The sequence below is a fragment of the Pedobacter terrae genome (assembly GCF_036946585.1).
Classification (GTDB): Bacteria; Bacteroidota; Bacteroidia; order Sphingobacteriales; family Sphingobacteriaceae; genus Pedobacter; species Pedobacter terrae_C.
Map to the genome: position 1 here is coordinate 32,484 of NZ_JAQIIV010000006.1, position 12,326 is coordinate 44,809.

At 40.4% G+C, this 12,326-nt stretch carries 7 protein-coding genes; 5 read left to right on the forward strand and 2 right to left on the reverse strand.

Going from position 1 to position 12,326, the window contains the following annotated elements; all coding sequences use genetic code 11:
• Window positions 1–6 precede the first annotated feature (6 nt).
• A complete protein-coding gene (locus tag PGN18_RS10860) occupies window positions 7–1,800 on the reverse strand; it encodes a RagB/SusD family nutrient uptake outer membrane protein (RefSeq protein ID WP_335319520.1) in 1,794 nt (597 codons plus the stop codon).
• Window positions 1,801–1,824: 24 nt separating this feature from the next.
• Window positions 1,825–4,992: a SusC/RagA family TonB-linked outer membrane protein gene (locus PGN18_RS10865; protein ID WP_335319521.1), complete on the reverse strand. Its 3,168-nt coding sequence runs from the start codon at window positions 4,990–4,992 to the stop codon at window positions 1,825–1,827.
• 602 nt (window positions 4,993–5,594) lie between these two features.
• Here PGN18_RS10865 and PGN18_RS10870 point away from each other — a divergent pair.
• The 5 genes from PGN18_RS10870 (at window position 5,595) to PGN18_RS10890 (ending at window position 12,318) form a co-directional block, all read left to right on the forward strand.
• Complete coding sequence (locus tag PGN18_RS10870) at window positions 5,595–6,620, forward strand: GntR family transcriptional regulator (RefSeq protein ID WP_335319522.1); 1,026 nt, start codon at window positions 5,595–5,597, stop codon at window positions 6,618–6,620.
• A 324-nt stretch (window positions 6,621–6,944) separates the two neighbouring features.
• Window positions 6,945–7,520 carry an RNA polymerase sigma factor gene (locus tag PGN18_RS10875; RefSeq protein ID WP_335319523.1) on the forward strand — a complete coding sequence of 192 codons (576 nt, stop codon included), beginning with the start codon at window positions 6,945–6,947 and terminating at the stop codon, window positions 7,518–7,520.
• A gap of 64 nt (window positions 7,521–7,584) precedes the next feature.
• The gene (locus tag PGN18_RS10880) at window positions 7,585–8,706 is read left to right on the forward strand and encodes a FecR family protein (RefSeq protein ID WP_335319524.1); all 1,122 of its coding nucleotides are present in this window, start codon (window positions 7,585–7,587) and stop codon (window positions 8,704–8,706) included.
• Between the two features lie 224 nt (window positions 8,707–8,930).
• The gene (locus PGN18_RS10885; protein WP_335319525.1) at window positions 8,931–11,465 is read left to right on the forward strand and encodes a SusC/RagA family TonB-linked outer membrane protein; all 2,535 of its coding nucleotides are present in this window, start codon (window positions 8,931–8,933) and stop codon (window positions 11,463–11,465) included.
• Window positions 11,392–12,318, forward strand: coding sequence for a hypothetical protein (locus PGN18_RS10890; RefSeq protein WP_335319526.1), 927 nt, complete (start codon window positions 11,392–11,394; stop codon window positions 12,316–12,318). The genes PGN18_RS10885 and PGN18_RS10890 overlap by 74 nt, the downstream gene beginning before the upstream one ends.
• Window positions 12,319–12,326 lie beyond the last annotated feature (8 nt).

Consider the following 12,326-nt stretch of genomic DNA (forward strand, 5'->3'; position numbering starts at 1 on the left):
TTTTATTTACCAGAATGGATTTTGAACTATAGAGCGGTTTCTATCTAATTCATATTGGGTTATTGGCCACCAATAGTAAGATTTGCGAAATAGGTGAGGGGTGGCCGTGGCTACTCTTTTATAAAAGTCGTTGCCATCCTTACTGATATCCATGCCATGCATGGTGCCCATTACCTGTGGCGCAATTTTCCAACGTCTGATGTCGTAAAACCGATGCCCTTCATAAGCGAGTTCAATACGGCGTTCAGCCCAAATCTTTTCACGCATTGCAGCTTGATCAGCTGGAACTGCGATCTGACCGGTGCCGCCGCCATATGTTGGAATGCCCGCCCTTTGCCTGATGGCATTGATATAAGTAAGGATATCTGCAGCGCCAGGTTGGAATTCATTCAGTGCTTCGGCATAATTAAGATAAATCTCTCCTAAACGGAAAAGGATAAGGGTTCTGGATTGCACCTGTCCGTTTCCACCCGCACCGACATTGGTTTGACGGCCAACATTTTTTCGTACCAGGTAACCGGTTTTAGAAAAATCTGTAGGATGTCCGTTTCGGCCATTTGCGCTTGATAAAAAGAAACTTATAGGCGCAGGTGCAGACATGGTACCGCCCTGCCATATGCTATTGTTATAGGTTACCCCATGATAAAATCGAGGCTCGCGGTTGAGGTACATGTTATATACCTGTTGACCAGAAACATTTGTAAACCCTGTTTCTGAATACAACGGAGATTCAGTACGTAAAAGACCATCCGACATAAAATATGAATCAACCGATTCCTGGGTAGGGGCCAATCCACACCATCCACCTGCCTGCCTTGGTGTACAATGCACATCCCAACGGGCCAGATCATTTGATTTTCTCACAAATATCTGCTCGGTGTTCCAGCTGTTGAAGAATACACCATCCAACGATTTTATCGGGTCTCCTGAAGGATCTTTATAAAGGCTGTAAATATTCAGGTCAATAACAGCTTTGGCAGCATCAGCAGCTCTTTTCCATTTCTGTGCGTCGTAGGTTTGTGAAATCAAAGCTTCTCCATCTTTTCCAACAAAGGAGCTCACTTCGGTATTTCCATTATATTGTGGACTGGCCGCATATAATAGCAAACGTGATTTTACGGCCAGGGCAATCCCTTTGGTAATGCGTCCAAATTCCGCATCACTGGTTTGTCCGTTGCGTTGAGGTTGCAATGGTAGAACAGCAGCAGCTTTATCCAATTCACTTACCACATAATTCACACAGTCATCAAACTTGCTTCTCGGAATCTGCATATCTGCTGCAACCGCATCGGGAGGTGTTACTTCCTCACCCATTAAAACAACCGGACCATACTGACGCATTAACAGGAAATAAAAATATGCCCTTAGAAAACGTGCTTCGGCCTGGTATTGGTCAATAAGCTGTTGTCCGTTTAGCGAGCGGATTTCTACATTTTCATTAATGTGCTGCATAAAATAAGTTGCAGAACGGATGCCCTGGTAATAATTACCCCAACGATCGAAAATAACGTTCGAGGGATTTAAATTTCCGATATTAACAGGATAGTTGGGGCCACCTGCCCAGGTTAAGTCGGCTTCATCCGCACAGCCTACCATGGGATAGCCATCAATAGCGTTCGACTCGTCGGGCACAAAACTATATACGTTAGCTAGAAATTGTTCTGAAGAAGCTTTTTTGCGGAATACTTCTTCTATTGTTATTCTATCGTTGGGCACCTGATCCAGGAATTTTTTACAGCCCGCTAGCATCGTACTGCAACCTGCCAGTAGCACAATGATAAATTTTAATTGTTTATTCATCTTTATAACCTTAAATCAACTTATTTAAAAATTACACCTTAAACCCAGATTATAGGTCTTAAGCAGTGGATATTGCGAACCTCTTCCATCGCCTAGCTCAACATCCCATAGTTTGAATTCACTAGCTGTTAACAAATTGTAGCCAATGAAATAAATGTTGAGGTTCGATGCACCTATTTTTTTCAACCACTTTTTGTTTGCGAAATTGTAGTTAAGCTCTACGGTTTGCAAACGCAGGAAAGAGCCATTTTTGGTCCACCATGAACTGGTTTCGTAATTCATGTTGTCATTTCCATAGGTAATTCTGGGATAAAGTGGGTTTGTGGTACTATTCTGCGGTGTCCACCGGTCGGTGATGGCACTGAATAAATTTCCACGTTCGCCTCCAAGCCTGAATGGCTGAAAACCATCGCCATTTAAAAAGATATCCACATTGCTAATGCCTTTGAACCAACCAGCTAATGACCAGTTTTTCCATTTGAAAGTGGGGCCAAAGCCATAAACGATTTCAGGGATACTTCCGTAACCAATAGGCGCCTGATCGTAAGAATCAATTTTACCATCGCCATTTAAATCTTTGTACTTAATATCCCCAGCCTTGTTGATGCCTGTCTGATAGGGACTGTTGGCAACATCCTCATCAGATTTAAACAAACCCTCATCTATATAGCCAAATCGTTGACCTAACTTCCGCCCGATGCGCTGTTGCCAGGGATAAGGCCATGGGGCATTGGCATCATCAATAACAATAGCCCTGTTCCAATTGATATTTCCCCTTATACCTAGCGTAAAATCACCTAAGCGTTTTTGGTAATCCACCGTTGCATCAATACCGGTATTGTTCACTTTGCCCAAATTTGCATAGGGTAAATTGGGAACACCAACCGTTAAAGGAACATCTCCACGCTGTCTGAAAATCCCTTCTCTCTTCTCGCGGAATAAGTCTGCGATTATGGATAATTCATCTTTAAATGCCTTGAGCTCTATACCTAAATTGTATTTAGTCGCTCTTTCCCACGAAACATCTACGGCATAATCCCCGAAATTTAATCCGCCAATGTCGTTATTGATGTTATTTTGTCCATAGCTGTAGCCACCCTGGCCGGTAATGGTACTGATGTAAGCAAACCGGCGGCCGCCAATATTACTGTTACCAACGGTTCCGTATGAGAAACGTAGTTTTGCGAAGGATAGAATATCTTTTACCGGTTCATAAAATTTTTCTTGTGAAACTACCCAACCCAATCCGAAAGATGGAAAAAAGCCAAACCTTTTTTCAGGAGCAAAGGTTTCAGAGCCATTGTATCCAAAATTCACCTCGGCCAGGTATTTGTTGTCGTAAGCATAGGTTAACCGGCCAGCAAGCCCCATGTAACGATAGGGAATTGAAGTAATGAAATCACCAGCAAAAGCCTCCACCCGGTCTGATTGGTTATAGAGCACCATGGCGCCAAAATCATGTTCTTTAATCTTTTTGGTATAATTAATGGCACCCTCCAGGTAAAATTGCCTGCTGCCACCATTATTTCGGCTGTAACCAAGGTAGTTTGTGCCTATCTGGGTCTGGTCGAATAAAAGTTGGCCATTTGCATCACGTCCGGTTGCCAAAAAGCCATCTACCGTTTTTGTTCTTGAAATCTGGTGTGTATTGTAATTATCATAAGAAAACATTCCGGTAACGGAAAGGCCGTCTGTCAAAAAGGATAAGTCCTGCGTGACCCTCAGATTACTCCATAATTGCCCCCGGAATTCAGTTGCATAACCCGATTGTGTTAAGATGGTATATGGGTTAGTTACATCACCGGTACGGATTTTAGAAAATAAGCCATTAGAATACCGTACCGGAATGGTAACCGGTGTGAGTACATAAGCTGCATTAAATATGCTGCCAGTGCCCGATCCCGGATAATTTCCGTTGCTTAACCAACCAGATACCCCAAAGTCAACTTTAGTGGTCTTCGTCACATCCAGGGTAAGGTTTGAAGTAAAATTAAACCGGCTAAATTTGATGGATGAATTGTAGTTTGCCAGTTCAACGGTTTTAAACATACCAGTTTCATCATAATAACCAACCGATAAGTAATATTTAGCCTTTTCTGAACCGCCATTTGCGTTTACCCTAAGTCTGCGGTTGTTACCAGTATTTTTAAGAATGGTATCAAACCAGTTCACGTCTGGATACAAATCAGGGTCTGTCTGATCGCGTGTAGCGGCAATGCGTGCAGCAGAATACCTTGGGTTAGGATCATTGGGGAAGCTATTTCGATAACCTTCGTTTGCTATTTCCATGTAAGTTACCCCGTCAGCGAATTCAGGTAGCTTGGTAAACTGCGTCATACCCTGATCATATTGCGCATTTATGGTTGCTTTGCCTACACGTCCTTTCTTGGTCTGGATAATGATCACTCCATTAGCACCCCTTACCCCATAAAGCGCGGTAGCTGAGGCGTCTTTAAGTACGCTAAAACTAGCGATGTCTTCGGGATCAATGTTGTTGAAAGAACGTTCAACGCCATCCACCAGGATTAACGGTGAGCTGCTGGTAAAGGTTGATATACCCCTGATGTAGATTTCAGAGTTGTCATATCCCGGTTCTCCGCTACGCTGTACGCCAACAATTCCTGCCACACGCCCCGCAACCAGATTGGAAATATTGGCCACAGGTTGTTTAAGCTCGTCTACTTTAATGGTACTCTGTGCACCGATGGTGGTTAATTTCTTTTGGGCTCCAAATGCCACAACTACAACTTCATTCAAATCTGAAGTTTCCTCTTTTAAAGCCACTTCAAAGCGGGTTAATTTTCCCACCCGAAGTTCGGTGGTGCTAAAGCCAGTCATCCGGAAAACCAGAATATCACCAGAAGACGCCTCAAGCCTAAATTCCCCGTTCGTATCAGTGGTTGTTCCCCTGTTTGAACCTTTGATGAGAATGGAAACCCCGGGAATTGGCTTTCCGAGGGTATCAGTAACTTTACCGGTTATCGGCGCAAAGTTATTATGACCGTTTAGGATGCGTTTAGTGTTGCGGTAAACATTTTCTGCGGACGCCAAAGTATGTACCTGGTTTGATGCTTTGGCTTTGGGTGACAGCATCATGCCCATGCTGCATAGCAAAAGTATAAACAGCCATTTGAATTTCGGTTCATCCCGGTACTTAAAAAGCGGGCGATTTATAAAAAATTTAGATTGCATAATTTTTCTTTAATGACGAGAATTAGGTTTATTGTCTCAGTTCCAGGCATGGCCTGTTAGATTCTGTGATAAGTACAGACAGTTTAATTAAAAACTATACTCATCCTTTTCCCATTCATCGAAATGGTCTCGTTTTGATCGTTTTGTTCATCGTAATTTGTTTTATGGTTTAGTTTAATAAGTGCTGGTGGAAATGAGCAAGTCTACTTCCAGTATTACCGTTTCTCTGTCAGGTTAGTCATTTGGTATTTATTTTGAATACAATAAAATCATCATGGTTTAACAGTATGCTTTTTTGCATCTGATCAATGTTTTCCTACGATTGCTATTTGGTTAGTTTCTTTGGTAGCGCTAATATCATCCGCTTTAATTAAACTTCCATCCTCAACTGTCTGACTGTTATTATAATTTTTCGATTTTTTAAAACGTTTTATGATAGGCAATCCACAAAATCGTAGCAGCTTAAGGAATCAGCTTTTTATTGACGAATAATTAATGAGCATATCCACCCCCATAAGCTTTTCTCAATTGTCATGTATTAAACCAAGTATACTCAACGTCAATTCCTAACAAATTCAGGCTATGGGCGTAAGCAAATGACAATGAAGAATTATTTAAAATTTATAAAACTCAACGAGGAATCCATTACGCCAAAATACCTGCAGATATATAATGCTTTTTTGGCCAGCGTAGAAAGCAAACAGTTGGAGGTTGATGATGTGCTCCCATCCATTAATGATCTTAGCATTGCCTTGGATGTTGCCAGAAATACGGTAGAACGGGCTTACCGGCAACTCAAGAACTTTGGTGTAGTCGATTCCGTTCCAGGTAAAGGCTATTACATTTCAAAGGTTGACTTTACCCACCCGATAAAAGTTTTACTGTTATTCAATAAACTCAGTAACCATAAGAAAATTATTTACGATGCTTTGGTTTCCAGATTAGGGGAACATGGCCTTATAGATTTTTATATTTACAACAATGAAATCAATTTTTTCAAAAAGATTATCGAAGCAAAAGCCGATTTATACGATAAGGTTGTGATTATACCGCATTTTTTTGATGAGGACGAAAGTGCTTACAGGCTGATAGAAAATATACCGAAGGAAAAACTGATATTGGTAGATAAAATGATTAAAGAAATCAGTGGTGATTTTAGTGCCGTTTATGAAGATTTTCAAAAAGATATCTACAGCGCATTGGAAGAACTGATAGATAGGCTTAACCATTATAAAACCATAAAAATCATATTCCCTGCAAATAGTTACTATTCCAAAAATATTCTGGAAGGTTTTATAAATTTCTGTGTACACTATTCCTTTGATTATGAAATTCTTTCAAATTTAAAAAATGAAGTGCTGATGGGAGGTACGGTTTACATCAATTTGAGAGAAGATGACCTCATCGAGTTGATTGAGCAGCTGTTGTCTACAAATCTGGTTCTTGGACAGGACATCGGCATTATTTCCTATAATGAAACGCCAATAAAAAAAATAATCTTAAACGGAATCACCACCATTTCGACTGATTTTGTGATGATGGGGGAAACCGCTGCAGATATGATTATAAAAGGTTGTAAATCTCATGTTGCTATACCTTTTAAAGTTACACAACGAAATTCAATATAATAACCTGTATTCAGGATAGTACGTAACGGTTTATCTATAATTCTGCTATATCTTTATCAAAACAACATCAATTTACAAAAGTGATGCTTAAAAAAGGAATAAGGCCGGCTTTTCGGTAAGAAACGGTTTTGGCTGAAAAGGACTGGCCTGCCCTTTTTTTAACGTTGAATAAATGACCCAATCAATACTGTAAAATTGTGAAAGAGTTCGGCAGGAATCAGCAATAACAGTCAGATAGTTCAGGTTTCAATACCATTACCATATTGTTACATCTGGTTGTGTTCAATGTTTAGCCCCATTTGCGGTTGCACAAAATTTTACCGAATGACCAAATATAACTCATTCACAGATATTCAGCTTTTGGATTTATTAAAATCCGGAGACCGTTGTGCCTATGCAGAACTCTACGAAAGATATTTTAACATCCTTTATGTACATGCCCGCAAAAGACTTAAAAACACCCAGGAAGCAGAAGATGTGATCCAGGAGATTTTTGTAGACTTGTGGTTGAATGCTGATAAAATAAATATCCACACCAGTTTATCTAGTTATTTAATTACCAGTACCAGAAACAGGATACTGAATCTCATTTCCCGTAAGGGCTTTCAGGAAAAATATAAAATTTCACTGGCTGTTGGTGAGCAATTTGAGGCACAGACCGACTATCGGGTGAGAGAGCGTTTACTCCAAAAACTCATATTCAAAGAAATAGAATTTCTACCGCCAAAAATGAAGCGTGTGTTTTTAATGAGCAGGGCAGAACACCTCTCCTATATCGAAATCGCCAAAGATCTAAATATAACAGAGCAGTCAGTAAGAAGCCACGTAAAAAATGCACTGAAGGTTTTAAGGATCCGGTTAGGCTTATTATTCTTTGTCCTTTTCTTTTTCCTGAAATAATTTGAATTTTTTTACCCCTGTAAAGATCTAATAATTGTCTACACTATATAAGCCATAACTATTTATGCCCGAATATGACATTAATGATTTGCTGAAAAAATTCCGTGAAGGTACACTACATCCAGAAGAACAGGCTTTTTTAGAAACCTGGTACCTCAACTGGGATCCTGAAAAGCAGCATATCACCGAAGCAGAAATAAATGCTGCAAAAAATAGGGTATGGTCATCTTTGGAACAACCTGTACGCAAGCTTAAACCCTGGTACTGGTTATCTGCTGTTGCCGGGGTTTTTGTAGTTCTTGCTTTGTTCTGGCTTTATAAGTTTAATACCCAGAATTCGCGGAAAAATCATGTTGTTTATCAAAAGGAAGAAGATTTTAAACCTGGGGGCAATAAGGCCGTGTTAACTTTGGCCAGCGGAGAAGCCATTTCTTTAGGAAATGCAACAACCGGAAATGTAGCGCACCAGGGTACCGTATTGATTGAGCAAAACGAAAGCGGGAAATTAGTATATACGGGCAGCAATCATGCATCAGAAGCTGTGATGATGAATAAATTGACTACTCCGCGTGGTGGTGAGTATCAATTGGTATTAGCTGATGGAACCCGGGTATGGCTAAATGCAGCCTCCTCAATCAGCTTTCCGGCCAAATTCTCTGGTAATACCAGGAAAGTTTCAGTAACCGGTGAAGTATACTTCGAAGTTGCCCATAATAAGAAAAAACCATTTTTGGTTACGGCAGGTGAACAAGAAATTTCTGTTTTGGGCACCCATTTTAACATCAGTGCTTATCAGGATGATACATTTGTTACCACCTCGCTTATTTCAGGTGCTGTACGGGTTAAAAACTTAAACACCAAAATAGTCAAATTAATACGGCCAGGGCAAGGCGCTACAACATCATCAGGTGGTGATGATATTGTAGTTCACAAAATCGATCAGGAGGAAATTTTGTCCTGGAAAGACGGATACTTTCAGTTTGATGATCAAAATATTTACAACATCATGAAAATTTTGGGCAGGTGGTATAATGTTGACGTTCAATTTATGAACAATAACCATCAAGAACGCTTCGGTGGGACTTTTTCCAAAGGGAAACAACTTTCAGAAACGTTGGCCAATCTGGAGAAGCTCGGCAGTGTTCATTTTAAAATAACGCCAAAAAAAATCATTGTTTTAGATTAATCCCAAAACCATTAAAAACAGAAAGGAGAAATAGCTGAAAAAAATCTAAACTAATCGAATTAACCAGGAACGTTGCGACCGTCCCTGGTAGAGGACTAAAATTAGCCTAACAGGTAAATAAACCATCAACAGCTTAACTAAACCCATTTAACCAAATGTATAAAAAATTTACTGAATTACTATTCAGGAGGAACTCCTATGTATATTCCAACTATTTATTAAAGATGAAACTAACCATTATATTTTTGATCGTTATGTTTCTTCAGGCGAAGGCTGATATATTTGCACAAAAAATCAACATCAATGTCGATAACGCGAAGTTAAAGGAAGTGATCGCCCAAATCAGAAAGCAAACTGATTATGATTTCCTTTATAATAATGCAGATGTAAAGCATACCAAACCTATTTCGCTCAAGGCGAGCAATATGGATGTGATCGCTGTGCTTGAAGAATGCTTTAAAGACCAGCCTGTTTCGTTTACTGTAAAGAACAAAACCGTTTTGATTACCAGCAGACCTGCAACGCTTGTTAATCCTGGTCATGAACAAAAAAGACAGCGCATAACCGGAAAGGTAACCGATGCTGCTGATGGAGAACCCCTCACTGGCGTAAGTGTGCTTGTAGAAGGAACAAAAATCGGTGCAACAACTGATGCGGATGGCAATTTTTCAATAGATGCTCAAGGAAGCAATGCCGTTCTTGTATTTTCTTACATCGGTTACGTCACGCAAAAATTCACTTACATCGGCCAAACCAGTATCAGCATCAAACTTGTTAAAGCAGATACAAAATTGCAGGACGTTGTGGTAGTAGGTTACGGTACCAGGGCCAAGGGGGCGGTAGCAGGTGCTATTTCAACCGTAAAAGCTGAAGTTTTTGAGAACAGGGCACTAAATAATAGTTTGGATGCCTTACAGGGTACTGTTCCGGGTTTTACCATTACTAAAGGTTCCGGGCAGCCAGGCGGAGGTGAATATGGATTTAACATCCGTGGCTCTTCCTCAATAAATGGTAATTCGCCACTGGTATTGGTTGATGGCGTGCCAACAAGTTTTGCGACTTTTAATGCACTAAACCCTGGCGATATTGCTGAAGTAACCGTTCTTAAAGATGCTGCTGCTGCAATTTATGGTGCAAGAGCGGGAGATGGGGTAGTGATCGTGACCACTAAAAAAGGAAGAAGCGGACCGCCTGAAGTAAGTTACAGTGCAACCTTTGGACTTAAAGAGCCAGCATTTTTAAGAAAAATGCAAAATACACTGGAGTTTGCTGAATTTATGGACGAAGGTTTACGCAACGTTGGCATTGCAGGATTTCCACAATCTGTATTTGATAAAATACGCGCGAATGCCCCATATGAAGCAGTAGGATGGAATTATAACATCACCAATTTTCCCGGCTTTTTTGGTTATACCGACTGGAATAAAGAAATTTATAAAAGCGCATTCCAACAGCTACACAACGTATCCATATCTGGCGGCGGAGAAAACAATAATTACTTATTCTCCGCAGGTTATAACAAAGATGAGGGCGTGGTTCGATATGGTATAAATAATTCACAACGTTATAACCTGCGTTTGAATTATGATTTCCGCCTGACTCCAAAATTAAATCTGGAAACCAGAACCAGTTACACGAACCTTGGTAACATCAACCCAACCGAATTGGGGAATGCATTAACCAACGTAACCAGGCAGTTTCCTTATCAACCTGTTTTCAATCCACAAGGACAGTTTTATGGTTATCAAGGGTATGAAAATCCGGCTCAAACCCTTTCTGAAGGTGGTATTTCGAGAGATAACACTTCAAATATCGCGACCAACTTTAAAGCAGATTATAACGTATTGCAAGGCCTTAAGCTAACTGCACAAGCTGCGCTACGGTTAAATTATAACAATAACAATTATACAAGGCCAACCTTTACGCGATATAATTATGCAGGAGGGATACAGGATATCCGCCAGACCCCAAATTCTGCCCAATATATCAATAGCCGCAGTATTAATGAACTTTATCAGTTATATGCTGATTACAATAAGCAATTGGGTACTAATCATAAAATAAATATCACTGCGGGCGCTTCCATTGAAAAGACCAAAAACGAGGGACAGAATGTTTGGGGCTATAATTTCGTGAGCAATGAAATCTTCACCCTTAATCTTGCAGATCGAACAAATGTGGCCTTCACAAATTTTGGCGGTTTCCTGAACAGGCAATCCCTGGGTTCTTATTTTGGTCGTGTAAGTTATTCCTTTAAAGATAAGTTAATTCTGGATGTAACGGCACGGGCTGATGGCAGTTCTAAATTTGCCGAAGACAGGCGTTGGAGCGCCGTATTCCCGGGGGCATCGCTTGCCTATAACCTTTCAGAAGAAAGCTTCATAAAATCTATTCCATCCATTAACCAATTAAAGCTGCGGGCTTCGTGGGGCAAAATGGGTAACCAGGAAATCGGTGCGCTGGGTTTGTATGATTATATTCCATTGGTAAATATAACAGGAACTTACCCTATTGGTTCTCCAAATGCCGGTCTTCAAGGTGCCAGATCAAATCCTGCATCTGCTGACAGAACCTGGGAAACCATAGAAAACCGCAATATAGGTGTAGATGTGGCGCTCCTGAACTCAAAATTAAGTTTCTCATTCGATTATTTTAATAAAATCAATAACGATATGCTGGTTGCCATTGCAGTTCCCGCAACTTTCGGTGGCGCAGCGCCTTCTTCAAATCAGGGAAAGCTTAAAAACCAAAGGTTTTGAGGCTATAGCAACATGGAAAGATCAGGTTGGCGACTTCAGGTATAGTGTTTCACTACAGTTAAGCGATGCGCAGAACAAACTATTGGAATTGAGAAATACCGATAACCCTCAGGTAGATTTGAACCAGTTTAGACAAGGTTATCCTATGAATTCTTATTTCGGGTATGTATTTGATGGCATTATCCAGAACCAGGCCCAGCTTGATGCTTATAAAAAACTTCAAGGTATACCGGCCAGGATTGGTATTGGTGACGCCATGTTTAAAGATTTAGATGGCGATGGCGTATTAACCCCTTTTGGAGACAAAAGTAAAGGGCTTGCCGGCGACATGCAATATTTGGGTGATTTAACGCCCCGGTATACTTTTTCGTCAAATATCAATCTGGGTTGGAAACAATTTGATCTTCAGTTATTTATGCAGGGTGTAGGTAAGCGCGATGTACAGTACGGCGGTAATATTGCCACGCCTAACACATTCTTTTGGCCATCTCTTGCTTATTTTAATGGCAGAACGTGGAGCCCATCAAGAACCGATGCCGAATATCCACGGTTTATTCCAGGTAACGTAGGTTTTGACGACTTACGCGCTAACAATTACCGCTCTTCTACCCTTATCATGCGCAATGTGTCTTACTTAAGGTTTAAGGTAATTACCCTTGGCTATAACCTGCCAGATAATTTAGCGAAAGCGGTTAAATTAAAATCGGTAAGAGTCTTTGCAAGTGGCCAGGATCTGTTTACCATTTCAAAAGGTACACTCGGTGGAAACTTTGATCCCGAAGATGCTTTTAGAAATGAAGGTACTTATCCCTTCAGCAAAATTTATTCACTTGGTTTGAATGTTAAATTTTAAAATGACGA

Bases quoted from the DNA above. Each gene is read 5' to 3' on its own strand.
- PGN18_RS10870 (WP_335319522.1), top strand. From the start codon at position 5,595: ATGAAGAATTATTTAAAATTTATAAAACTCAACGAGGAATCCATTACG.
- PGN18_RS10885 (WP_335319525.1), top strand. From the start codon at position 8,931: ATGAAACTAACCATTATATTTTTGATCGTTATGTTTCTTCAGGCGAAG.
- PGN18_RS10875 (WP_335319523.1), top strand. From the start codon at position 6,945: ATGACCAAATATAACTCATTCACAGATATTCAGCTTTTGGATTTATTA.
- PGN18_RS10865 (WP_335319521.1), bottom strand. From the start codon at position 4,992: ATGCAATCTAAATTTTTTATAAATCGCCCGCTTTTTAAGTACCGGGAT.
- PGN18_RS10880 (WP_335319524.1), top strand. From the start codon at position 7,585: ATGCCCGAATATGACATTAATGATTTGCTGAAAAAATTCCGTGAAGGT.
- PGN18_RS10860 (WP_335319520.1), bottom strand. From the start codon at position 1,800: ATGAATAAACAATTAAAATTTATCATTGTGCTACTGGCAGGTTGCAGT.